This is a genomic window from Moorena sp. SIO3A2, from assembly GCF_010672265.1.
In the GTDB taxonomy this organism is placed as follows: Bacteria; Cyanobacteriota; Cyanobacteriia; order Cyanobacteriales; family Coleofasciculaceae; genus Moorena; species Moorena producens.
Genome location: NZ_JAAHHC010000002.1, coordinates 1 through 24,249 on the forward strand (window position 1 = coordinate 1; position 24,249 = coordinate 24,249).

Here is a 24,249-nt window from a genome sequence, read left to right on the forward strand (position 1 = left end):
TGCGTTGGAGTACTTCCTGGAAGTGCCTTAAAAGTCCGTTTCCCTTCCTTTTCCTCAAGTTCCGGTGTGCCCCACCGTACTTTGCGGTGCGCTTGACCTTGGCGAATTTAATTCGCCAAGGTCAAGCGCACCGTTTTTATCTCAAAGGTGATTCTTCTAGGTTCACACGCCAACTTTTAATTGACGGTTGGGTTTTTAAGGAGGAGTTTCCCTACCCTCCGAGCATTACTACTTTATGGTCAATCAAATTGCGGGTCTCTTTCCCGGTTGAGCCAACGGTTTTGCAGCCTGTACTCTATATTTAAGTCTACATTGGCTTTGACGATATTGGCTTTAACGATGATTCCGGAATTCCTCAAGATATTTTTCCACGGCGACTAAAGTCGCTACGAGCCTATATCCGGTGGTTTAAAAACACGGGGTTTTGGCTTGGGGAATTCCATAAAATTTTAGCGACCCTGTATCAGTCAATTTCCGGAATATATTGCAGCCGATCTGGAATAATTTTCAGCAAATCCTCTAATCATCCTGATATTCGGATATGACCAAGTCTTCCCAAAATCCTCCCCCTGAACCAGAGGCAAATCAAAGCCGGAGTGCTGTAGCCAGTATACTCCAATGGGGAAAACGTCCCTCTACTATTACCTTTGCCATGATCTCCCTGACCATTGGTCTGGTGGGATATTTTGGGGTCAGGATGTGGCTATACCAAAACTTACCTGGCTGGATTGAAACTGAACTGAGTAATGTCATCAAGCGAGATGTACGGGTTGGACAACTGAAAGCCTTATACCTGACTAGCCTGGAGTTGGGACCATCCTCTATCCCAGCTACCACCACTGACCCTGACCATGTGGCTATCAAAGCGATCAAAGTAGGTTTTAATCCCTTGCCTTTACTTGTCAAACGCTCTTTGCCTGTGACCATTAACTTGGTAAATGTGGATGTGTATGCCCAACAGGAAGCGAATGGGGAATGGATTAACTTAAAAGACTTGAATTTCGATAATTCCTTCTCTCCTCCGATTGATTTGGATGCTAAGGTGCGGGTGTGGAATGGTAAAATTGCCCTTTTACCCTATGGTCAGACTAATCCATTCAAGCTCAAACTTGATGCTACTGCTGGCTTATCCAACAACAATAAGCGTCTCAAGTATAGTATCACAACTGCTATTGCTGAGGGTAAGACCAAACTGGAGGGCAAGACATGGCTGACAACTGGGCAAAGTCAAGCTAGGGTCAACGTCCAAAACTTGGCATTGGCGGAGCTGATGCCGTTAATCAGAGCGGTTATTCCCAATATCCCAGCTAATCTCCAATCTGGTGAATTAGATGCCAAACTGAATATTTCCCTGCCTTCGGTTAAGGAAATCCCTGATGTTAAGGGTAAGGCTGAATTTAAAGGGATTCAGGTGCAAGTAAACCCGTTGAAGGCACCGGTGAAGGCTAACGCTAGACTGCGCTTCCAGGGAGACCAGGTGCGCTTGGAAAAAACTCAGGGGAGTTATGGAGCAATTGAAGCGTTGGTATCTGGTCAAGTCGGTTGGACAAAAGGGTTTGACCTGAATGTTGAGGTCACGCCCTTTAGCTTGGCGAAACTGCTGAAAACTGTTCCGCTGAAATCCCCAGTGCCAGTAGATGGGGAAATGGCAGCGGACTTATCGATTACCGGTCCGATTAACCAGCCAGAGGTGACTGGCACACTACGGAATACTAAAGTGACCACCATCGACAAGGTTAAGTTGGCTCAGATTCGGGCTGACTTGGCTGGGAATTTTTCCCAAGTGGTCTTGACGGATTTCTTAGTAAAACCTGAGGCAGGTGGGAAAATTACTGGGCGTGGTCAAGTAAGACTGGCTAGTGACCAGCAAGGGGGAACTAAACCTCAGGGAATGCCCCTAGCGTTCGATTTTATCGCTGCCCTTCCGGTGGATGCCATTGCATCTCCCTATAAGCTGCCATCTCAGATTACCCTGGGCAACCTCGACGCCCAAGCTACCATCAGAGGAAACACTCAAAACCCCCAAGGGAGTCTAATTTGGCAAGCACCAGCGGTATCCACTTCATCTTCAAAGAATATCGGGGTTTCTGGTGCTGGAGAACTCCTGTTGCTCAATCAGAATATTTTACTGCGTAACACCCAGGTCAAGGTCGGTAAAGGGAGAATCACTGCTACGGGTACAGGAAACCTTAAAACCAGTAAGTGGGAAGCTACTGTAGTGGCTAACGCTGTGCCTCTAGACCCCTTCTTACCCCTGTCGGGACAGTTAACCCAAGGAAAAATCAACCTCTCTGGTAGTTTCAAATCCTTTTCTCCTAAATCTATTGAGGCAACAGGAGATATGCAGGTGGGGGTAGAAGGGGGTAAGGTGAAGGCTACAGGTCAGGTAAATCGGGGCATGGTGGAGTTGGACGCCAGAGCCTCTAAAATTAAACTGAATAAGGTAGTGCCCAAGTTGGGTTTACCGATTGGTTTAGATTCTGGCAAAATCAACCTTTCTGCTTCCCTGGAGTCTCTGCTATCTTCTAGCTCAACTCCCAACCTCAATAGCCTGATGAATACTATCGATGGCAATTTTAATGGGTTGCTCGGGGTGGGTGGGGGTAAGGTTAATGCTACAGGTCAGCTAAATTCAGGGAATCTGGATGTTAATGCATTAGCTGGTCAAATTCAGCTCAATCCCCTAGTTCCCAATTTGGCCATACCAGTAGCACTACGGTCGGGTCAGCTTAATCTTTCGGGAACCCTAGCATCTCTTATCGCCTCTGGCTTGAATCGGGACTTCAATAGCCTCAATACTATCAAGGCCAATTTTGAGGGAAACTTAGGGGTCGCTGATGGTCAAGTTAATGCCAAAGGTCAGTTAAATTCAGGGAATCTGGATGTTAATGCATTAGCTGGTCAAATTCAGCTCAATCCCCTAGTGCCAGATGTAACCATACCAGTAGCGCTACGGTCGGGTCAGCTTAATCTTTCCGGAACGATAGCATCTCTGCTTGCCTCTGCCTTGAATCGGGACTTCAACAGCCTAAATACTATCAAAGCCAATTTTGAGGGAAACTTAGGGGTGGCTGATGGTCAAGTTAACGCTACAGGTCAATTAAATTCAGGAAATCTGGATGTTAATGCATTAGCTGGTCAAATTCAGCTCAATCCCCTAGTGCCAGATGTAACGATACCAGTAGCGCTACGGTCAGGTCAGCTTAATCTTTCCGGAAGCCTGGCATCTCTGCTCGCCTCTGCCTTGAATCGGGACTTGAATAGCCTCAATACTATCAACGCCAATTTTGAGGGAAACTTAGGGGTGGCTGATGGTCAAGTTAATGCCAAAGGTCAGTTAAAGTCAGGGAATCTGGATGTTAATGCATTAGCTGGTCAAATTAGCTTGAGTAATAGTATTCCTAATCTAGCGCTACCGATAGCTCTCAAGTCAGGTAAAGCTAACCTTTCTAGTTCTTTAGAGTCTCTACTGGCTTTCGGCTCATCATTTAACCTTGACCTACTCAAGGCAATTCAGGCTAGCTTTGATGGAAACCTAGGTGTAGGTGGTGGTAACGTTAATGCTATCGGTCAGTTAAGCTCTGGGGTGCTGACTGCGGATGCGATCGCAAACAGCCTGGATGTAGGGGAAATCGCATCCCAAATGGCCTTAGCTAACTTCCCAACTATCGATACAGAAATCGGGGGAAAAGTCAAGTTAAAGAGCCGACTTAACACCCTAGACCCCCCAACTCTACTGAATCAGACTGACCTACAAGCAGACCTTAACGGAGTACTAGCCCAAGGGAAACTTAACCTAAATAGCACCCTTAGCAAGGGTCTATGGCAAGCGGCAATTAATACCACTAATCTTGATTCCTCCTTACTGGTTAGTCAGTTATTACCGGAGCTGGGTAACCAAAAACTAGAGCTAGGACCGCTGAACAGTCAACTGAATTTATCCGGAAACCTCAATCCTCTGCTCAATCCTGGTGCTATTGCTACCATTAAAGCAAATACCCTATCGCTAGAGTTGCCAAAACATTCCTTTAATGCTAAGGGAGTAATCCTACTGTCCCATCTCACCAAAACTAACCCTAGTCAGATGCCATGGGAGATTGGAACTGATCTAAACCTAGAGGTTGGTTCTGATCTCAGTAAATTGCCCTATAACCTGCTATTGAGTCGGTTACCTTTGGAGCAAATTTCCCCAGGGTATCAAATTCAGGTCAAGGGTCAAGCTGACTTGAACGGTCGCATCCAAGGGAAAAATTTACTCTCAGCCCCTTTCCTACCTGGGAATTTGAATATGACCGGGAATCTACAGCTATCGAATTTGAAGGTTAACGACTTAACCTTTGAGCCAGTGTTAGCTGGGCCAGTAACCGTTGCGCCAGGACAAGAATTAGCCATAGATTTACGAGGAAAGAAAGATGCGATCGCAACTCGCCTCCAACCCTGTACTAGAGGAGACCAATGTCTTGCTCCCTATCTGCCTGCATCCTTTACACTCCAACAGGGACAAGGGTCACAATTCCCGATTCTGATCACAGGAGTACGCCGGGGAGATAACTTAAGGGCTCAGATCAAGAATTTTTCCCTAGCTATCCTTAATCTGACCCCTGGTTTGATCTACGGTATTCCCGGTAGATTGGAAGGCGAGGTAACAGGGCAAGCTAACCTGAATCTTTTCACCCTAGAAACCTCTGGTCGTAATACTATCGAAATTAAGGAACTTGCTATAGGAGAAATAAACGCTAAACAAGTTAGTGCTAACTTCTCCTATCAAGATCATATTGCCCAGATTGCATCAGCTGCTTTAATCTTAGGTAACAGTCGATATTTATTCAAAAATGGTCGATTTAATCTCAAGTCTCAACAAATAAATGGCAAGCTGACTATTCCAGAAGCTTATATTGAAGACATCCTGACTATTGTCAAAGGTGTTGATATTATCGACATCGCTCAAGGATTCCAAACTACTAATTCCTCTACTACTAATTCCTCTAGTGATAAAATTGGTAACAAGAAATTTGGCAACGCTGACCAATTACGACCATTCCCTAGTATTATACATGGCTCCCTAGCTACTCTCCTACGACGGTTTGCCAAAATAAATGCCCAAGACGACGCTGTTGCTAACCCGTTTAATCCCACTACACTCCTGACTAATTTAGATATTCGAGGTAAGTATACTGGAGAAATTGCTGTTGCTGGAATCTTGACTAATCCTAAAGTCGATTTTAATGTTGAAGGCAACAATTGGCAGTGGTATGCTAATTCTCCCAATCAAGTAATTGTGCTCAACCAATTGGTTGGTAAAGGCAGTTACGACCAAGGTGTAATTACTGTGCAGCCAGCCCGAATGGAATTGGGGGAAACAGTCTTAGCATTTCAAGGACAGCTTGGCCAAGAAAGCAACTCAGGAAACTTCCTCCTCCAGAATCTATCTCTAGAGACCGTTAGCAATTTAGCCAGCAATTTTGTCACTATTCCCTTTGACATTGCAGGTAACTTGAATGCCAAAGGCGAGCTGGGTGGTAGTCTCACCAATCCCCAAGTCACCAATGGGCAAGTCGCTGTTGTAGATGGCTCCGTCAATAATACCTCCCTCGATGATATTGAAGTCAATTTCGACTATGTTGATTCTCGTCTTGACTTTGACACCAACAAACCAGATTATCTACAAGTCTCTGGTAAAGTCCCCTTTCCCCCCAAACCAGATAGCGATCGCATAGATATCAACCTCAAGCTGGCAACTCCAGCAATGGCACTCCTTGGTGTAGTGACTCAAAAACAAGTGGAATGGGTGAATGGAGAGGATAGAACCGCTGATATAGACCTGGATGTTAGTGGAAGTTTGGAGTTAGCAGATGGTATCAAAATTAAAGACTTATCAGGAACATCTGAGGTTAATATCCAGAATGGCACTCTCAAAACTAAGCTCCTAGAAGATGACTTTACCCTCAATGTTGTAGGCAAGGTTAAGTTAGATCAGCAGCGCCTGGAAGTAGTAAACTATCCAGATAGAGAAGGTCAAAAAACTATCGAGGGTAACCTAGCAGGGATTGGATTCTCCCTGTCTGGGCAATTGCCGATAGTGTCAAATAGGATAGCGTCAAATACGACAAACTCCTCCAATCCCCTAACCCTGACAATTCCTAAAGATAACCTAAAGTTAGCAGGGCTCTATGAAGGGGGAGTAGCAAGTAATATCGTGATTACGGGTTCAGCATTGCGTCCAGTTATTGGAGGAAACATTAACTTAGAAAATGGGCAAGCCTTTATACCGAAGATACAGGAAACCAAGACCCAAGCAAGTGACGAAAAACCCGTTAAGAATACGTCTAATCAGACTCCCTCAGTAGTCCGTAGTAGAATAAATAATCTGTTTGTGCCTAGGTTAAGGAATTTTCAGATAAATTTGGTAAATGAGTTAAGAGTACAACAGTTTCCCATATATGATATTCGAATAGCTGGTGATTTAACCCTCAACGGTCCTATCAATGGCAATCTCCAAAACTTACAAGGATTGGGAACAATTACGCTACGACGTTGGGAAGTTGATGTATTAGAAACCGAATTTGTTTCAGACAGGCGGCACAATAACACCATTGTATTTGTACCAGAACAGGGATTACTCAATCCCAATTTAGATCTTAAGTTTATCACCATAGCCTTTGAGCCTTCTGGTGCCTTACGTCAAAGACGGGTTGATAACGAAATCCTTGAGAATGTCGTGCAGTCTTCTCGACCCGACCAAGTAAAGGTAACCCTCGCCATCAAAGGTCAAACTAGTAAAATCCTTGCCCTAGGAGGAGAGAAAGATTATTGTGCTGATCAGCAAATTACCAGTAGTGGACAAGATAGGGGACTAGCTAAACTTGGTTCAAAAACAACCATCTTGTCTCGGCAACAATTCCAACAGCTCTCTGAGTGTGTTTATGGGGAAGCTATAGCTAATAGTGAGGACAAAGCGTTTCTATTTTCTCCCATTGTCACCTTAACCAGTACTCCTCCCCGCAGTGAAAGTGGAATTATCGCTCTGCTCGGTAACAGTTTTATTACCCAATTTGAAACTATCGCTAACAGCAATGAACGAGAAATAGCTGAGTTAGTGATTACTCAGTATGTTGTTCGACCAATTATCAAACATATTTTATTTACTGTTGAAGAACAAGTCAGTAATGTCGGGAGATCCATCGGTTTAGCTGATTTACAGGTTTACCCAACCTTCGATGCCGTTTATGATTTGGGACAAACTTCCTCAGTTGAATTGAGTTACGACTACGTGTTTAATGAGGTACAAGTTAGATATAAATGGCAATTTTGATTAGCTAGAATTTAGAATTTAGAATTTAGAATTTAGAATTTAGAATTTAGAATTTAGTGCTTAGGGTGTGTTAGGGGCGGACTTGCCCTCATTTTCCGCCTCGTAACCCGTGTTCCGATAGTCCGCCCCGTAACGCACCATCGAGTTAAACAGCGTTGCTAAATCTTTGAATGAATAGGAGTAGAGTGGGCATCCTGTCCGCTCGAAAATAAGCATGAAACTGGCAAGATGCCAGTTCCACGCAAGATGCCCATTCTACGGGAAGATGCCCATTGCACAAAACTTTTAAAATCATTCCATTATTAAGCAACGCCGGTCAAACAGCTGAAATAGTCAACTATTATCCCTATTCCCTATTCCCTATTCCCTGTTCCCTATTCCCTTTCTTATACTATTTGTTCAAAATACTAGGGAGCATCCCATTTTGGAAACAATATTACCCAAAGCAACGATATTTCAAGGGTTTCAGCCCCCTAAAAAGAGCTAACGTGCCAAATTGGGATGCTCCCAAATACTACAGATAAGTTCCCCTGGGCCGTTGTCTTGAAATGGCACAACAGTCGGGAGTCGGGGAGATGGGGAGATGGGGAGAATTTTATTAAGTAGATGTAGGGTGGGCAGTGCAACAGACAGATTAATGTGCTTGCGATCGGGTTGCTAGGCACTGCCCACCAAGGAGAATTTTATTAAGTAGATGTAGGGTGGGCAGTGCAACAGACAGATTAATGTGCTTGCGATCGGGTTGCTAGGCACTGCCCACCAAGGAGAATTTTATTAAGTAGATGTAGGGTGGGCAGTGCAACAGACAGATTAATGTGCTTGCGATCGGGTTGCTAGGCACTGCCCACCAAGGATTAATCACAATAGAACACTTGTTGATCACCTCAAGAGGTCTTGTGTTGATCAGCTGAGCCTGTTAATAACCTACAACATCATAACCTTAAACCTACCCTACTCGAACGCCAAAGGCGAACAACCATCTAACCTTGGCCAAAAGGCCACGCTTCGCGAACAACCAAATAACCTTGGCCAAAAGGCCACGCTACGCGAACAACCTGCTAACCAAAAAAAAGTAGCCGCAGAACTATGTTCCACGGCTAGGAATTGTTACTTATGTCTCAACTTTGTAAACCTAATCAAACATAATCCGATCAGACCGTAAGCTATCAGCGTGTCGCGTATCAGCTATTAGCTATTAGCTATCCGTTTTCAGCTATCAGCTAAACACTGACCACTGACGGCTGACCGCTGACCGCTGACATCAGACCTGATGCTTTGGGGGGGCAAAGCCCCCCAAAATTTAAGCCCTTAACCCAGCATTAAGTACTTCGTCATTACCGTCATGAATTCGCCAGGAATGTCAGTCGGCTGAAGGGGGCTCCACTCGTCAACTTGGGCGTAACCCCGTGCATAAAGGGTATAAATGGTGTTGTTTATTGCCTGGCGGGAGCCTTTCAAAATGTGCTTAATGGGGTATTTTTTTTGGGAAGGTTCCTGAGGCGTATTACTAGGAGTAATTTCCTCAGGATTGTTTTCTGGGTTAGGGCGAAAATTGTCGGACATAGTTAACAATTCGTTGTTAAGTTACAAATATAATCATAACGATAACATTTTAATTTGTCAAGGGGTTTTATAATTTTTTTTCGGAGGGATAATTGAAAGAAATTGTACGGTTATGGAATTTAGAATTTAGAATTTAGAATTTAGAATTTAGAATTTAGAATTTAGAATTTAGAATTTCCGACTCCCTATATTTTCCTGTGTTAAAATAATTCGAGATTGGGTTTCAGGCATCTACTAGTTAATGCTATATAATTAACTTGAGGGTAACCGTTGAGGGATTTAACCGGCTTAATCGAAATCTCAAGCTATCAGGACTTATTGCCCAGTGCGGATGTGGTGTTTGTTCACGGGCTGGGAGGGGATGCTATCAGCACCTGGCATCCCCAGGGAAAACGGGATGATGATGACTGCTGGCTAGGTTGGTTAGGAAAAGATAATTTATGCGTTAACATCTGGTCTTTTGGGTATGACGCTGAAGCGACAAACTGGACAAGCCACAGCAGTATGCCCCTTTTCGATCAAGCCAGTAATTTATTAGAGTGGCTAGATATCAACGATTTCGGCCAACGTCCATTAATCTTTATTGCTCACAGTATGGGCGGGCTTTTAGTCAAAAAGATGCTCAACAGTGCCTTGACCTTTCAAAAGCAAGCTATTCTTGAGCAGACGAAAGGGGTTGTATTTCTGGCTACTCCCCACACTGGGTCTCATCTAGCTAGTTTAATTGATAATATTGGTGTTCTCGCACAAACCACCGTAAGTGTGGACGAACTAAAAGCTCATCACCCTCAGTTACGGGAATTAAATGAGTGGTATAGAGAAAACGTTCGGAGTTTAGAAATTGCCACAAAGGTCTACTATGAAACTCAGCCTGTCAAAGGGATTTTGGTGGTAGACCCAGATAGTGCCAACCCAGGCATTGAAAAAGTGAAACCGGTTGCGATAGCAAAGAACCACATTGACCTATGTAAACCAGAATCTCAAGATAGTCAGGTCTATCTTGGTGTCAAGAGATTTATCAAGGAATGCCTCAAAAAAAAAGAGATAAGCTTAAATCACCCCAGTAACATTATTAATCATGCTAGGGCCTACTCTGTAGAAGCGTTTGAGTTATCTTGGAACAGTTTGCCACCAGAAGCCCAACAGTTAGGATGTCTTCTGAGTTTGTTTGCTCCTGCTCCTTTTCAGTGGTCACTGGTAGAGACTTGTGTTATCGATGAAAATCAGGAACAATGGTATCAACAACAAGAAGTATTGGAAGAGTTACGCGTTCGCGTAGCGTGGCCTACGGCCAATCGCTTTCTGGTAAATCGTAATTTGTTGCAACTGACCGAACAGCAAACCTATCGGCTTCATCAACTAATGCGAGAATTTTTCCAGACCAAGCTGGCTCAATTACCAGAGGCCGATTGCTACAAGCAACGCTTTTGTCAAGGAATGGTGGCTGTGGCCAAAAAAATTCCCAAGACACCAACTCGCGATCAGATTGCAGCAGTTACCCCCGCCATCCCTCATTTAGCCGAAGCTGCCACAGTCCTAACTGACTGGCTCAGGGATGAAGATTTAATCTGGCCCTTTGTTGGCTTAGGAAGATTCTATTACGGTCAAGGTAGCTATGACCAGGCTGAACCCTTGTATCAGCAATGTTTAGAGATAACTAGAAGCCGCTTGGGTGAGAACCATCCCGATGTGGCTACCATTCTCAACAACCTGGGTTTACTCTACTACTCAATCGGGCGCTATGATGAGGCTAAACCCCTTTATCAACAGGCATTGGAGATTGCCGAACAGAAGTTAGGGCCAAATGATCCTGATACTCGAATCTATCGTCAAAATCTGCAAATTTTGCGCTCTCCTTTATGGACGGGTATATATCGAGCGTGTCTTGCGTTAAAACCCTAGTTTTGTGACTAGACCTTGCAGCATTAGGAACAGATGTGCCATTGCTGAGGGGCGGGATGAATATCAGCAGAGTGGGCATCCTGCCCGCCCGGAAATGAAACAGGCAAGATGCCTGTTCCACCAACATGCCCATTCTAAAAAACTCTTAAAATCATTCTATTATTAAACAACGCCTGATTTTAAGCTGACCACTGACCGCTGAATACTTAAATACTTCGTAAAATAGAGATACATTAAGAAAGCGATAGATATGGCTCCAGTTTCTAATAGCAATACAGCTATAATTCGCACAGAATGGGGATTAACCATTGCCGGAACACGCATCACCCTCTACGATGTGATGGATTATGTCACAGCTCAGTATCCACCAAAATTAATTGGGGATGTTCTTAACCTAACTAAGGAACAAGTAAGCGCAGCCCTATCATACATCGAAGACAATCGTACCCAAGTCGAAGCCGAGTATCAAACTATTTTGCAGGAGGAACAGGAAAACCGACAGTACTGGGAACAGCGGAATCGAGAACACTTTGCTCGCATTGCAAAAATGCCCCCTAAACCCGGTCGAGAAGCGTTGTGGGCAAAACTCCAGGAACAGAAAGCAAGACACGCACAGAAAGCATGATTTTCTTGATTGATCACAATCTTGAGAGACATGCAGTAGTTTTGTTAGGCAACATTGCTAATCAAGGTTGGCTTGAGACTCTCCCCATCCGTTTCGTCTCCTTTCAAGAAGTTGAGCTACCAATCGATAGCAATGATCGAATTGTTTGGCGCTTTGCTCAAGCCAATCAGATGATTCTATTGACAGCCAATCGAAAGATGAAAGGTAAGGATGCATTAGAGAAGGTTTTGCGTGAAGAAAACAAGTCCAATTCCCTTCCTGTCATCACAATTGGCAATGCTGATCGGGTCTTGGATGAACGAGCCTATCGGGATAAATGTGTAGATAGGCTACTTGAAATTGTGATTGAAATTGACAATTATATGGGAGTCGGTCGGCTCTTCATTCCGTAAGATAGCATTGGAAACCAGTGTTTAAGCAAGAAATTGGGCGTTGCTGAATCAACGAATCAATAGGAGTAGAGTGGGCATCCTGCCCGCTGCGCGAAATAGCAGTAGAGTAGGCATCCTGCCCGCCCGACCAGTAGAGTGGGCATCCTGCCTGCCCGGAAATGAAACAGGCAACATGCCCATGCCACCAACAGCCCATTCCACCCTATGATCCGTAGTCGGGATTGCGCCTTACCAGGATTTCAGGCAAAATCTAGCTGTAACATCCCGATAGCACCTGATCAAATAGAATCCAAGAAATGACCATCAGGAAAATCAATCAATTTATTTGTATTATCCTAGCAGCAGCTCTATGCCTCAGTTTAATCGCCTGTGAAGCACAGACCCCAAATGGGAGTCAATCCACAGCAGGTAAAGGAGTCAAGGTCAGTTCTGCATCCTCGGTTTCCACCTATGCCTTATTTGTTTCCGAAATCATCAATATTGGTTTGGAAAAGGTTGGTTATAAACCTGCAGCAATAAAACAACTTAGTATTCCCCTGGCACACATTTCTGTCAGGAATGGCGACGTAGATTTCTACAGTGTTCATTGGCAAAATATACACAAAAAATTCTTTTTAGAAAACGGTGGTGACCAAAAATTAGAAAAGGTGGGAGTAATTATTGCTGATGGTTTGCAAAGCTATCAGATAGATAAAAAAACTGCTGAACAATACAAAATTACTAATTTCGGACAACTAAAAGACCCCAAAATTGCCAAGCTTTTTGACTCTGATGGAGATGGCAAAGCTAACTTAACTGGTTGTAATCCAGGTTGGGGGTGTGAGTTGGTAATTGAACATCAGCTGGATGCTTACAAGTTGCGCGATACCGTTGAACATGACCAAGGCAACTATGATGTTCTCTTGGCCGCCACATTGGGTCGCTATAAACAAGGACAACCTATTTTATTTTATAGCTATAGTCCCCACTGGTCAGTGACAGTATTAAAGCCAGGAGAAGATACCATTAGATTAGAGGTTCCTTTTATTTCACTACCTAAAGAACAGGAAAATATAACCGAAAAAGATACTACTATTAACGGAAAAAATGTGGGTTTTGCTGTGGATAAAGTTCGGGTGATGGCAAACAAGAAATTTTTAGCAGCAAATCCAGCTGCCAAACGCCTGTTTGAGTTGATGACAGTTCCAATTGACGATGTGAATGCTCAACAAAAACTGGTACAAGATGGTGAAAGTAGCCCAAAAGATATTCGCCGCCATGCCGAAGAATGGATAAAGAAAAATCAGCAACTCTTTGATAGTTGGGTAGAATCAGCAAAAAAGGCAGCCACGAATTAAAAATATCCTCAAAACACCGTTATCTAGCGTTGATCAGAGCTATCAGGTATACAGGATTTTTTCCCGATTCCCGATTCCCGATTCCCTACTCCCTACTCCCTACTCCCTACTCCCTACTCCCTACTCCCTACTCCCTACTCCCTAATTCATCAGTACCAAGTTATCCCGATGAACCACAGTTTCTGCCCCCTTGTAACCCAAAATAGTCAGGATTTGTTCGGATTTATGCCCTCGAATCTTATGTAATTCATTACTGTTGTAGTTCACCAGTCCCCTAGCAATTTCCATGCCATTGCTGTCACATAGCTCTACGGCATCTGATGAGCGAAAATCCCCCTCTATGGCAGTAATACCAGCTGCTAATAGAGATTTGCCCCCATCACAAACTGCCTTTAGCGCTCCATTATCAAGATAAAGTTTCCCGGCTGGCACTAAACTGTAAGCAATCCAGTGCTTGCGGGCTTTATTGGTTTGAGCTTGGGGGGCAAACTGGGTGCCCAGGGATTCTCCCTGTAAAATTCTTTCTATGTTATTCGGACGTCGTCCTTCAGTGATTACAGTTCTAACCCCAGCATTGGTAGCAATTCGGGCAGCAGCTACTTTAGTTACCATCCCACCAGTGCCCCAACCAGAGCCTGAGTCATCAGCTTGTACCTCTAGTTCAGTTAACTCCTCAATGCTATTGACTGAAATAATTGGTTCAGCATCCGGTACCTTACGGGGGTCTGCTGAGTAAAGTCTATCCACATCAGTTAGTAAAAACAACCAATCCGATTCAATCAAACTAGCGACTAGGGCGCTAAGGGTATCGTTATCCCCAAATTTAAGTTCATCTACGGCTACCGTATCATTTTCATTCACCACAGGGATCACCCCCAGCTGGAGTAGCTCCCGAAAGGTAGCATAGGCATTGACATAGCAACTACGCTGTACAAAATCTCGGCGGCTGAGGAGAATCTGAGCAATAGGTTGGTTGAGGTTACTAAATAAGTCATCATATATCCGCATCAGCCGTCCTTGACCAACTGCTGCGATCGCTTGTTTGAGAGGGAGTGTATTCGGTCGTGATGTTAAGCCCAGTCGCCCACAGCCAATCCCCACAGCGCCAGATGTAACCAGTACCACTTGATGACCTTCAGAACGGAGCCGACTCAGGGTTTCCACTAGGGCAGCAATAGTGGATAGGGCCAACTGACCTGTTGCTGGTTGGGTTAAACTAGATGTGCCGACTTTGACAACTATCTTTTGATTGGTCATTGGTCATTAATCTGGTTTCTGTTGATCATACCTTCGAGGGGGAATCTATGTCAGGTGTAGTTTTCCTCTGGTACCACTGCCAAGTATGTGATTTTGATCACATACTTGGGTTGTGTAACTTACAAGACATTCAGGTGAATATTGCTAAGCTTTTGGGAATCATAGGAATAAGAAGTACTTGCTATGAGCCATCATAGTTCCAGATTGATGAACTATACTGGTAAACTTGAGCTACTTTGTATAATCGACACACCCTACAACAACAGGGGAATTCAGTCCGCTAATCACCTCTAACCAGTAACATCCAGGTGAGATCGTTGCTAATTATTAGTGTGACTCTTGTGCTAAGGCGTGCTGTGCAATGTGCTTGAATTCTAGCTAGAAAAGCTAAGGGTAAATAGGAATTGGGCCAAGGGTACTTGACTATTCTAGCTTTACCTTTGCCCCTTCCTGGATTACCATACACTGACACCCTCTTCGTCAGAAAACCCTCACTGATGAACTAACTGCAAAAGCCTGCAAGGAAAAATTATGTCTAATACCCACAACTTATTCACTATTCGTTTTTGGGGCGTCAGAGGTAGTATTGCCTGTCCAGGACCAGAAACAGTTCGGTATGGAGGCAACACACCTTGTATAGAGATCCGAGTTGGTCGTGAGCGTCTGATTTTTGATGGTGGCACAGGGTTGCGAGTTTTGGGACAGTCTCTCCTGAAAGAGATGCCCGTAGAAGCTCATCTATTTTTTACCCACTCCCATTGGGACCATATTCAGGGTTTCCCTTTCTTTACCCCTGCCTTTATTAAAAGGAATTGTTTCCATATTTATGGCACCCGCGCCCCTAATGGTGCCACCATCGAGAAACGTCTAACTGATCAGATGACCCACCCAAATTTTCCGGTGCCCTTGCAAATTATGCAATCGAAAAAGAAGTTCTATGACCTTGAGATTGGAGAAACAGTCAATATTGGTGAGATTACGGTAGAAAATGCACCCTTGAACCATCCAGGTGAAGCCGTTGGCTATCGAGTTAACTGGCGAGGCTATTCAGCTGCCTACATCACTGACACAGAACACCTCGAAGAAGGTTTCGATAAAAATGTCCTGCGGCTGGCCCGTAATGCAGACCTGATGATTTATGATGCTGCCTACACTGATCAAGAATACTACTCTGAGATATCGAGCAAAATTGGTTGGGGACATTCCACCTGGCAGGAAGCTATCAAAGTTGCTCGAGCTGCTAATGCTAAAAAATTAGTCATCTTCCATCATGACCCCCTCCATAACGATGATTTCTTGGATCAGCTTGGAGAACAGGCTGTTAAGGAGTTTTCTAATACGATTATGGCGCGGGAAGGTCTGGAAATTGACCTAGTGGAATCCTCTAGGTCACATCTGCTTGAGGTTAAGGATGGGAAAATGCCTCTGAGCAAAGTTTAATCTAGCAATTTTCAAGGTCGTGAGGTACAAAATGCTAGGTTTTAGGGAGCAGGGAGTAGGTTTTAGGGAGCAGGGAACAGGGAACAGGGAACAGGGAACAGGGAACAGGGAACAGGGAACAGAACAGGGAACAGGGAACAGGGAAAAAATCCTGTGTACCTCATAGTTATGAAAAACGCTGTAAGTATGATCAAATTATGATCAACGCTATATCATTCCTAAAAATAAAATTAATTGTTAATTAAAAATTAAAAATTAAAACTTAACAATTAACAATTAACAATTAACTTTCAGAGGATAACCGATTTTAAAAGTGATTAACTGTACTTAATAATATAACATGCTTCTTATAGTCATAGGCGGTCTTTTTAAAGTAAAGACCGCCTATAAAGTGCTGCTGATAGTTTGTCAGCATTCAGCGGTCAGCGGTCAGCGGTCAGCTTCTTTTATTAAAAAGCTGTTTCCGTAGCTTGGCCAATAGCTGAATGCTGATAGCTGAATGCTGATAGCTGAATGCTGATAGCTGAATGCTGATAGCTTACTTATTATCTAAGCTGCAACTTGAGCTTGATCAGATACTTGGGGTGCTGCTTTTAAAGATGTTTGGAGAGATTCTAGCTGAACCGATAGGTTTTGGATTTGACTTTGGAGTGCTTCAACTAGCACAATTTTTTTCGCCAGAACTTGAGGATTTCTGATGCTTGTGGATTGTTCAGATGCAGAAGAAGTATTCTTGATGCCGTCGCGAATGGGGGAAACTCCCTTTGGCCGACTGCATCCCTTGGTGTAGCCTAAGAACGTTTGAGCAGAGGCAAACTGATAGATTCCAGCTTTTACCTTACTCTGTTGCCATGACATCCCTAGGTTTTCAAGCACTGGTTCCTGGGTAACTATTAACGGTTCCATAACTGTTATCGGTTTCTCCATGACCACGGTCCGAGAAACCTTCTTTGCCATCGGTACGCTGGCAGCAGCAAATTTTACTTCTTCATAAGCAACCACATTATCTAGCTTCTGTTGCTTCTCTGTGTTCAGCTCGGATGTTGAAACTTGTAGTTGTTGAATTAACTTTTCCTTCTCCTGAAGAGCTTGCTCGATAGTGTCTAACTCAGACTCAATGGTAGCTGACTTCCGGGAAGAGTCCTGCCACCCAGCTAAAGTAGCATTAGAGATACCTACTCCCAAACTGATTAACATCGCTAGTCCCAAGTAAGGAGCCGCCGAATCCCTGACTTTACCATGAAAAAATAGTTCATCTTGCATGCGGATGGTGAGGGACTCTTCACCAAATAGGGCTACGGGTAAGGTGAAGACACAAAAGAGTGTAGTTGAAATGAAGACTGGTGCCAAGATTAATTTTTGGATTGTAGATCCGTTCACAATTACTCCCTTAGGATAGCTACTTAAAACTCAATGACTAGTACCGCTTTGTGGCACTTAAAAACGCTGATCATGTCAGCTTTTCGTTTGTTTTGAACGGTAGCTTTATTTCCAGCGTTTTGTCCTAGTTTGAACCTCAGGGGTTTGCGATCGCATTTGCGTTATGTTAGCGATTGGGTATACCTCATGTTTGATTTAAGTCCAATCCTAGGGCAACTCCATAACTTTCCTTAACTTTTAGTTATCGACTGCTCTTGGTGAGATCGGTAGATTATTTGTGTACGGAGCAAAAACAGGAACAATACCGGCTACGGAGCCTGTAACGTTACCTAGCCATTGAGTTCACCACCAGTACTAGAACTTGTTTAAGGTAAGCATTTAATCATGAACCAATCTACAATCGATAAATCTTTCCTGAGACCAATCGTGTTATCTACAATTATCTTTGCTCTTCTGAGCTTGCCCATAGTTATGCTCGGGGCAAAGCCGATCTGTATGAAGTTCCTAGAGAGTCGGATAGTTGATGCTAAACTGATGAATGCTGCGACGCGCTGATTAAGGTTTCACTAAACTGCTTAGACCTTTCGTAATCCTGATTCTTTTGGGAATGCTGGTTGCCAGTGTGCTCCTGTCCCAGTTTTGGGCACTACCAGCACTGACCCAGCCCCCTGTTCAACTCACCCTATTGATGGGAGCGGGGGAATTTGCTTATTGGCAGGAACTACTGGTCAAGAATTTTGAGCTAGAGAATCCAGATATTCAAATCGAACTGATCGAAGGACCATTAAACTCTGACTTAACAGAAGACCTCTATACCTCTGCTTTCATTTTAGGAGACTCACCCTATGACCTGATTAACATGGACGTGATTTGGGCTCCTAAATTTGCCGCTGCAGGGTGGTTACTAGATTTATCGGAGCGAGTTAGTAAGGAGTATTTAAACGAATTTCTGGATAAAGCAGTTGATTCAGGACGCTACCAGGGGAAACTATACCGCATACCATTCCGTTCCGATGGTGGTATCCTCTACTATCGTCAGGATTTGCTAGAGCAAGCTGGATTCCAAGCCCCAAAAACCTTTGAGCAGTTGGTCAACATTTCCCAACAATTGCAGGAAAACCATGATCCCAAATGGGGCTATCTTTGGCAAGGTCGTCAATATGAAGGGTTATCAGCCATGTTTGTGGAGATACTTGCAGGCTTTGGTGGTTTCTGGGTTGACCCGGAAACCTTGGAAGTGGGTTTGGATAAACCGGAAGCGATTAAAGCTGTAGAATTTCTGCGCAGCACCATCAAACAAGGGATTTCACCCCCTGGCGTCACTACCTATCAGGAAGAAGAAACACGACTGTTGTTTCAAAATGGGGATGCAGTATTTCTGAGGAATTGGCCCTATGTTTGGTCATTGGCAAATCAAGAGGGTTCAAAGGTCAAAGGCAAGATTGGCATTAGCCCTATGGTTCATGGTCCTGGTGGCAAAGCTGGTGCTTGCTTAGGAGGTTGGGGTTTGGGAATTGCTAAATCTTCCAAACATCCTGAGGAAGCCTGGAGAGCTATTGAGTATTTCACCAGTGAGAAAGCCCAGCGTCAGTATACTCTGGAAACTGGCTATCTGCCAACCCGACGGAAGCTGTTTGCAGACCCAGAGATTGTTGCGAAATATCCCCACTATCCAAAAATGCTAGAGGTGTTAGAGGGGGCTGTCTTGCGTCCACCAGTTCCCCAATATTCTCAGGTATCTGATATTTTACAACGGTACCTCAATGCTGTGCTAACTAATCCCAAACTCAGTGCTGAAAAAATGATGAAAGCAGCAGCTGATCAAACCCGTAGACTGTTGTCAGTAGAATTTAGAATGAAGAATGAAGAAGGAAGAATGAAGAAGGAAGAATGAAGAAGGAAGAATGTAGAATGTAGAATGTAGAATGTAGAAGGAAGAATGTAGAAGGAAGAATGTAGAAGGAAGAATGTAGAAGGAAGAATGTAGAATGTAGAATGTAGAAGGCAGAAGGCAGAAGGCAGAAGGCAGAAGGCAGAAGGCAGAAGGCAGAAGGCAGAAGGCAGAAGGCAGAAGGCAGAAGGCAGAAGGCAGAATGTATAATTCTAAATTCTAAATTCTAAATTCTAAATTCTAAATTCTAAATTCTAAATTCTAAATTCTAAATTCTAAATTCTAAATTCTAAATTCTAAATTCTAAATTCTAAATTGTTGAATGAAAACTGATCCGATAGCAGCACAGGAGCAAAGGACAGGGTGGTTGTTGGTAACACCAGCCTTGCTACTACTGCTGCTAGTCTATGGCTATCCTATTTTGCGTTCGTTCTGGTTAAGTTTGTTCACTAAGAACCTAGGAACACAGCTACAACCGGTCTTTTCTGGTCTGAATAATTATGGGCGAATGATTGGGGATGGTCGCTTCTGGCAGAGTCTCTGGAATACTGTGATTTTTACCTCAGTATCTGTTGCTCTGGAACTGGTGTTAGGAATTGCGATCGCATTAATTTTAAATCAAACCTTTAAAGGACGGGGTATTGTGCGCACCATCGCTATCCTGCCTTGGGCCTTGCCAACTGCTTTGATCGGTCTAGTATGGGCTTGGATGTTTAATGACCAGTTTGGGGTTTGGAATGATATCTTACTGCGTCTAGGTATTATTCAAGACGGAATCAACTGGCTAGGATACCCTACAACAGCGATGATGGCAGTGATTGCCGCAGACGTTTGGAAAACTACACCCTTCATCAGCATTTTGCTCCTAGCTGGCTTGCAGTCTATTCCCCAAGACCTATACGAAGCCCATGCCCTAGACGGTGCTACCCCCTGGCAAAGTTTCAAGCAAATTACTCTACCGCTATTGACGCCCCAAATCCTAATTTCCCTACTGTTCCGCTTTGCCCAAGCTTTCGGAGTCTTCGACCTGATCAAAGTGATGACTGGAGGTGGTCCGGGAGGAGCTACAGAAGTTGTATCTCTCTACATCTATACCACTGTCATGGATTATCTAGACTTTGGTTATGGTGCTGCCCTTGTGGTAGTAACCTTTTTGATACTGGTAACCACGGTGGTAATTATAGCCCTAGGCTCACGCAACTAATGACTATTCTGCCTCAGGAGTTACGCAAAGCCCCCTAAATCCCCCAATTCTGGGGGACTTTGACATCATTCCCCCCCAAATTGGGTGGTTAGGGGGGCAAAACCAACTCAACTTCGTAAGTCCTATGCCTAACTCATCATCCCCTCAACCGAAAACAAAACAAATTAACATTATCAAACTAATTATCCTGCCCCTAGGAATCATCTTATTGATAATTTTCTGCCTAGCACCACTCCTTTGGCAATTCCTCACTTCCATCAAAGTCAACCAAGATATCTCTTCCCTTCCCAATATTTATTTCCCTAAGCGGTATACACTTGACCACTATATAAACTTATTTACCCTGCGCCCCCTAGTCCACTATATTTTCAACAGCACCTTTGTATCCATCGCTTCCACACTATTGTGTTTAGGGATAGGAACTCCCGCTGCTTACGCCTTAGCACGGTTAACCCTAAGGGGAGAAAAAATCATCATTGCTGGGATTATCATTATCACATTATTTCCCTTTATTTTGATATTCCTAGGACTCCTGGAACTTATCAAAATTATTAAACTAGGGAATAATTATCTAAGCCTGATTATTTCCTATACAGCTATCAACCTTCCTCTCACCCTATTAGTGATGCGCAGCTTTTTTCAACAGCTACCGCCAGAGCTAGAAGATGCTGCTAAAGTCGATGGCTATAGCACCTGGCAAATGCTAATCCAAATTCTATTACCCCTAACCGTTCCAGCTTTAGTAACAACAGGAATACTTACCTTTATTTTTGCTTGGAATGAATTTATTTTAGCCCTCACTTTCATTAGCCAAGAATCTCTGAAAACCCTGCCCGTTGCTGCGGCTCAGTTAAGTGGTTCTCTGGGAAAAGAGATTCCCTACGGTTCCATTGCGGCTATGACAGTTATAGGAACATTTCCCCTAGTGGTATTAGTAATGTTTTTCCAAGGTAAAATTGTCCAAGGTTTAACATCGGGAGCAGTTAAGGGTTGACTCTTTGGGGGTTGAAGGTTTGGAGGGTTGAAGGTTGAAGGTTGGAGGTTGGAGGTTGGAGGGTTGAAGGTTGGAGGTTGGAGGTTGGAGGTTTGGAGGGTTGGAGGGGTGGAGGTTGGAGGGTTGGAGGGTTGGAGGGTTGGAGGGTTGGAGGGTTGGAGGGTTGGAGGGTTGGAGGGTTGGAGGTTGGAGGTTGGAGGTTGGAGGTTGTTCGGCCTTGGCGTTCTTTGTAGGGAAGGTTTTAAGATTGAATTTTTTAAGATTGAATCTTTTGAGTTTGGAAGAGTATGGGAACGATAAAACGATTTGAAGAAATTCAGGGATGGCAGACAGCACGGGAGTTGACAAGGTTGGTTTACGCACTTTCAAAGGAGGGAGCGTTTTCCCGTGATTTTGGTTTGTGCAACCAGATGCGTCGTGCAGCGGTTTCTATCATGTCAAATATTGCTGAGGGCTTTGAGAGTCGGACACAACGTCTTTTTATTGAGTTTTTAGGTCGAGCTAGAGGCTCTGCGGGTGAATTACGTTCTCAAGCCTATGTTGCTCTTGATGCTGGTTACATTCATCAATCTCAGTTTACACAACTATTTGATCTATGCCAGAAGTGCAGCCGACAAATTACAGGATTCATGGCATATCTAAAAACCTACCCTGAGCAAAACCGACTCCGCGAGGATGAAGGAGATTATCGTATTGATTGACAGTTTTGAAACTTGACCCCCCTAAGATCGTTTCTATTTGCATCTGAATTGTAAACATTGATGGGTAGATGGAGGGAGAGGGGAATTTTACCGCGAATTTTGCCTAATTGCAAAAGCGATGTAGCGCGGTCTTGGGGAGGCAGTGCGGTCTTGGAAAGGTAATGCGATCGCGTTCGCACACAGCTCCAAAATCATCAGCGACTGTATCAAGACAGTGATATCCACGCTCAACTTTTCACCTAAAAACCTTCAACCAAATAACCTTCAACCAAATAACCTTCAACCAAATAACCTTCAACCTTCAACCAAATAACCTTCAACCAAATAACCTCCAAACCTCCAAACCTCCAGATAGTATGCCTAAACTAGAACTACATAATATTAATAAAATCTACAAGACTAACAAGGGTAACGTCATCCCAGTTAACGACATTAGCTTAGAAGTGGATGAAGGAGAATTTCTGACCCTACTTGGGCCATCGGGATGTGGTAAATCTACGATGCTGCGACTAATTGCTGGGTTAGAGCAACCCACCCATGGCAAAGTAGTTATCAATGGACGGGATGTTACTCATGTTAGACCAGGCGATCGCAATATCGCTATGGTTTTCCAAAGCTATGCTCTCTATCCTCATATGACCGTATATGACAATATGGCCGCTAGTCTGAAACTCCATAAAGTCCCTTCTGACCAAATTCGGAGCCTGGTGCAGGAAGTAGCTGGTAAACTGGGACTGGAAAATTTGATGGAGCGTAAGCCTAGTCAGCTATCTGGTGGTCAGCGCCAGCGGGTTGCTCTGGGCAGGGCATTGGTGCGGCAACCGGCTGTGTTTTTGTTAGACGAACCTCTGAGTAACTTGGATGCTTTGCTGCGAGAGCAAGTTAGGGCGGATTTGAAGCAGCTATTTGTTGCTCAAAAGGCACCAGTGGTTTATGTTACTCATGACCAAACCGAAGCGATGACCCTCTCAACCAAGATTGCGGTGTTATCTGAGGGTAAGCTGCAACAGCTAGATACACCCCAGGGCATTTACAAGCAGCCAGCAAATCAGTTTGTGGCTAGTTTTGTCGGTTCTCCCCAAATGAACTTACTGACACTTCACTGTCAGGGGAATTATGCCATCTTGGGTGAGGTCAAAATTCCTTTGCCAAATTTGCCTAAAGTGCCGCCACAGATTGTCCTAGGTATCCGCCCAGAAGATGTGGCCTTAGCTCAACCAGAGGATAAATATAGGATTGAGGGTCGCATCTACCTCGTGGAAAATCTAGGCATGCATAATTTAATTAGTGTTCGGGTGAAGGGGTCAGACTCTCTCAGTATCCGAGGGTTATTACCTAATAATTTAACTTGGGAAACCGAAGAAGTGACCCTGGCTATATCACCCCAGTTGATTCACTGGTTTGATAGTGAAACATGCGTTCGCTTAGGGTCTCTTTAGAGCATCCAGTAGCGGCTCTTTGAGAGCATTGGATTTTCCACAAACTTTACCCACTATAGCAGAAACAATCAACTAAACATATTAAGAAATATGTAGAAAATGGAGCCCTAGCAAGGAGAGGGCAGGGACCAGAGCACAGTAATGTAAACAATGTTTATATTTTGACAGTGAAAACTAATTTTGATAAAATAAATAGGGTATAATTAATGATGATTGTCATCAAGTTACAGTCACACCAACCCGTCAATGCTCTATAGTCTAAAGCTACATAGGGTTAAACGCGATCGCTAAACCGTAAACTAAACCGTAAACTAAACCGTAAACTAAACCATAAACTTAGTTTCGCCAAAACCCCATTATTAATTAAATGGAGGGCAAAATGTCCCCAAACCCCCTGACTGTTATTGTCAAGATAAAGCCTGGAGAAGAGGCAGAACTAAAATCAATTCTCGAAGCAATTGACTCGGATCCAGAAAATAATCCTTATGTTCGCTTTCCTGAGAGCCGTAACACCCACTTGGCGCGTTTTGCCATCCTCAATGATCCCGATAATGGACCGCGCTTGCTCTTTTCGAGCAATTATGATGGTGACTTAGATAGCTACCTAAATGAAATAATTCAGATATCACCAGGAATGGATAGCCTATGGGAAAAATGCCAAGGCTATACTGGAAAGCCACAATTCTCTGAGTTTATTAGAAATGCCAACACTGAAAACTCCGTCTCTTTAGAGCGGAGATGAAAGTGCCTAGCGACTTTAGTCGCCTTGAAAAAAATATAATCAAAAACTTGCTAATTTGTGCTAAAGTTGT

The 24,249-nt window shown here is 43.9% G+C and carries 23 protein-coding genes; 17 read left to right on the forward strand and 6 right to left on the reverse strand.

Features of this window, described 5'->3' with window-relative positions:
* Nucleotides 1-305 (forward strand): hypothetical protein (locus F6K64_RS03170; protein WP_287264815.1); only part of this gene is annotated, 305 nt, incomplete at its 5' end.
* Nucleotides 306-541: 236 nt separating this feature from the next.
* Nucleotides 542-7,312, forward strand: coding sequence for a translocation/assembly module TamB domain-containing protein (locus F6K64_RS03175; RefSeq protein ID WP_287264816.1), 6,771 nt, complete (start codon nucleotides 542-544; stop codon nucleotides 7,310-7,312).
* A 145-nt stretch (nucleotides 7,313-7,457) separates the two neighbouring features.
* Here the strand turns inward: F6K64_RS03175 and F6K64_RS03180 are convergent, their stop codons facing one another.
* The gene (locus tag F6K64_RS03180) at nucleotides 7,458-7,607 is read right to left on the reverse strand and encodes a hypothetical protein (protein ID WP_287251148.1); all 150 of its coding nucleotides are present in this window, start codon (nucleotides 7,605-7,607) and stop codon (nucleotides 7,458-7,460) included.
* A 1,013-nt stretch (nucleotides 7,608-8,620) separates the two neighbouring features.
* Nucleotides 8,621-8,875 (reverse strand): hypothetical protein, encoded by a 255-nt coding sequence (locus F6K64_RS03185; RefSeq protein WP_008187661.1) that lies wholly within the window; start codon nucleotides 8,873-8,875, stop codon nucleotides 8,621-8,623.
* Nucleotides 8,876-9,145: 270 nt separating this feature from the next.
* Here F6K64_RS03185 and F6K64_RS03190 point away from each other — a divergent pair, with 270 nt between their 5' ends.
* From F6K64_RS03190 to F6K64_RS03200, 3 genes are all read left to right on the forward strand, one after another.
* Nucleotides 9,146-10,777 carry a tetratricopeptide repeat protein gene (locus F6K64_RS03190; RefSeq protein ID WP_287264818.1) on the forward strand — a complete coding sequence of 544 codons (1,632 nt, stop codon included), beginning with the start codon at nucleotides 9,146-9,148 and terminating at the stop codon, nucleotides 10,775-10,777.
* A 250-nt stretch (nucleotides 10,778-11,027) separates the two neighbouring features.
* The gene (locus tag F6K64_RS03195) at nucleotides 11,028-11,402 is read left to right on the forward strand and encodes a DUF433 domain-containing protein (protein ID WP_008187664.1); all 375 of its coding nucleotides are present in this window, start codon (nucleotides 11,028-11,030) and stop codon (nucleotides 11,400-11,402) included.
* Entirely contained in the window at nucleotides 11,399-11,794 is a 396-nt protein-coding gene (locus tag F6K64_RS03200; protein WP_008187665.1) for a DUF5615 family PIN-like protein, read from the forward strand. The genes F6K64_RS03195 and F6K64_RS03200 overlap by 4 nt, the downstream gene beginning before the upstream one ends.
* A gap of 48 nt (nucleotides 11,795-11,842) precedes the next feature.
* Here F6K64_RS03200 and F6K64_RS03205 read toward each other — a convergent pair whose 3' ends face one another.
* The gene (locus tag F6K64_RS03205; RefSeq protein WP_154659873.1) at nucleotides 11,843-11,995 is read right to left on the reverse strand and encodes a hypothetical protein; all 153 of its coding nucleotides are present in this window, start codon (nucleotides 11,993-11,995) and stop codon (nucleotides 11,843-11,845) included.
* Between the two features lie 95 nt (nucleotides 11,996-12,090).
* Here F6K64_RS03205 and proX point away from each other — a divergent pair, with 95 nt between their 5' ends.
* Both proX and F6K64_RS03215 read left to right on the forward strand, forming a co-directional pair.
* The gene (gene proX, locus F6K64_RS03210; RefSeq protein WP_008187666.1) at nucleotides 12,091-13,131 is read left to right on the forward strand and encodes a glycine betaine/L-proline ABC transporter substrate-binding protein ProX; all 1,041 of its coding nucleotides are present in this window, start codon (nucleotides 12,091-12,093) and stop codon (nucleotides 13,129-13,131) included.
* A 29-nt stretch (nucleotides 13,132-13,160) separates the two neighbouring features.
* The gene (locus tag F6K64_RS03215) at nucleotides 13,161-13,337 is read left to right on the forward strand and encodes a hypothetical protein (protein WP_154659874.1); all 177 of its coding nucleotides are present in this window, start codon (nucleotides 13,161-13,163) and stop codon (nucleotides 13,335-13,337) included.
* Here F6K64_RS03215 and proB read toward each other — a convergent pair.
* Nucleotides 13,273-14,388: a glutamate 5-kinase gene (proB, locus tag F6K64_RS03220; RefSeq protein WP_008187667.1), complete on the reverse strand. Its 1,116-nt coding sequence runs from the start codon at nucleotides 14,386-14,388 to the stop codon at nucleotides 13,273-13,275. The genes F6K64_RS03215 and proB overlap by 65 nt on opposite strands.
* Nucleotides 14,389-14,919: 531 nt before the next feature.
* Here proB and F6K64_RS03225 point away from each other — a divergent pair.
* Nucleotides 14,920-15,828: an MBL fold metallo-hydrolase gene (locus F6K64_RS03225; protein ID WP_008187668.1), complete on the forward strand. Its 909-nt coding sequence runs from the start codon at nucleotides 14,920-14,922 to the stop codon at nucleotides 15,826-15,828.
* Between the two features lie 19 nt (nucleotides 15,829-15,847).
* Nucleotides 15,848-15,994, forward strand: coding sequence for a hypothetical protein (locus F6K64_RS03230; protein ID WP_287253573.1), 147 nt, complete (start codon nucleotides 15,848-15,850; stop codon nucleotides 15,992-15,994).
* A gap of 383 nt (nucleotides 15,995-16,377) precedes the next feature.
* Here the strand turns inward: F6K64_RS03230 and F6K64_RS03235 are convergent, their stop codons facing one another.
* The gene (locus F6K64_RS03235) at nucleotides 16,378-17,208 is read right to left on the reverse strand and encodes a hypothetical protein (RefSeq protein WP_044494144.1); all 831 of its coding nucleotides are present in this window, start codon (nucleotides 17,206-17,208) and stop codon (nucleotides 16,378-16,380) included.
* Between the two features lie 384 nt (nucleotides 17,209-17,592).
* Between F6K64_RS03235 and F6K64_RS03240 the strand changes: the two genes are divergently transcribed.
* The 4 genes from F6K64_RS03240 to F6K64_RS03255 all read left to right on the forward strand — a co-directional run bounded on the left by F6K64_RS03240 (nucleotide 17,593) and on the right by F6K64_RS03255 (nucleotide 21,297).
* Nucleotides 17,593-17,763 (forward strand): hypothetical protein, encoded by a 171-nt coding sequence (locus F6K64_RS03240; RefSeq protein ID WP_008187672.1) that lies wholly within the window; start codon nucleotides 17,593-17,595, stop codon nucleotides 17,761-17,763.
* Between the two features lie 52 nt (nucleotides 17,764-17,815).
* Nucleotides 17,816-19,102 (forward strand): ABC transporter substrate-binding protein, encoded by a 1,287-nt coding sequence (locus F6K64_RS03245; protein WP_287264820.1) that lies wholly within the window; start codon nucleotides 17,816-17,818, stop codon nucleotides 19,100-19,102.
* 319 nt (nucleotides 19,103-19,421) lie between these two features.
* A complete protein-coding gene (locus F6K64_RS03250) occupies nucleotides 19,422-20,303 on the forward strand; it encodes a carbohydrate ABC transporter permease (RefSeq protein WP_287264821.1) in 882 nt (293 codons plus the stop codon).
* Between the two features lie 124 nt (nucleotides 20,304-20,427).
* Nucleotides 20,428-21,297, forward strand: coding sequence for a carbohydrate ABC transporter permease (locus tag F6K64_RS03255; RefSeq protein WP_287264823.1), 870 nt, complete (start codon nucleotides 20,428-20,430; stop codon nucleotides 21,295-21,297).
* Here the strand turns inward: F6K64_RS03255 and F6K64_RS03260 are convergent.
* Nucleotides 21,271-21,645, reverse strand: coding sequence for a hypothetical protein (locus tag F6K64_RS03260; protein WP_287264825.1), 375 nt, complete (start codon nucleotides 21,643-21,645; stop codon nucleotides 21,271-21,273). The two genes, F6K64_RS03255 and F6K64_RS03260, sit on opposite strands and share 27 nt — an antisense overlap.
* A 2-nt stretch (nucleotides 21,646-21,647) precedes the next feature.
* On the opposite strand from F6K64_RS03260, the gene F6K64_RS03265 reads away from it, so the two are divergent.
* From F6K64_RS03265 to F6K64_RS03280, 4 genes are all read left to right on the forward strand, one after another.
* Nucleotides 21,648-21,998, forward strand: a complete 351-nt coding sequence (locus F6K64_RS03265; protein WP_287264826.1) for a four helix bundle protein — start codon at nucleotides 21,648-21,650, stop codon at nucleotides 21,996-21,998.
* Nucleotides 21,999-22,140: 142 nt separating this feature from the next.
* Nucleotides 22,141-22,311: a hypothetical protein gene (locus F6K64_RS03270; protein WP_287251547.1), complete on the forward strand. Its 171-nt coding sequence runs from the start codon at nucleotides 22,141-22,143 to the stop codon at nucleotides 22,309-22,311.
* A gap of 43 nt (nucleotides 22,312-22,354) precedes the next feature.
* A complete protein-coding gene (locus F6K64_RS03275; protein WP_008187679.1) occupies nucleotides 22,355-23,437 on the forward strand; it encodes an ABC transporter ATP-binding protein in 1,083 nt (360 codons plus the stop codon).
* A gap of 379 nt (nucleotides 23,438-23,816) precedes the next feature.
* A complete protein-coding gene (locus F6K64_RS03280) occupies nucleotides 23,817-24,179 on the forward strand; it encodes a hypothetical protein (RefSeq protein ID WP_287264828.1) in 363 nt (120 codons plus the stop codon).
* Nucleotides 24,180-24,249: the final 70 nt, after the last annotated feature.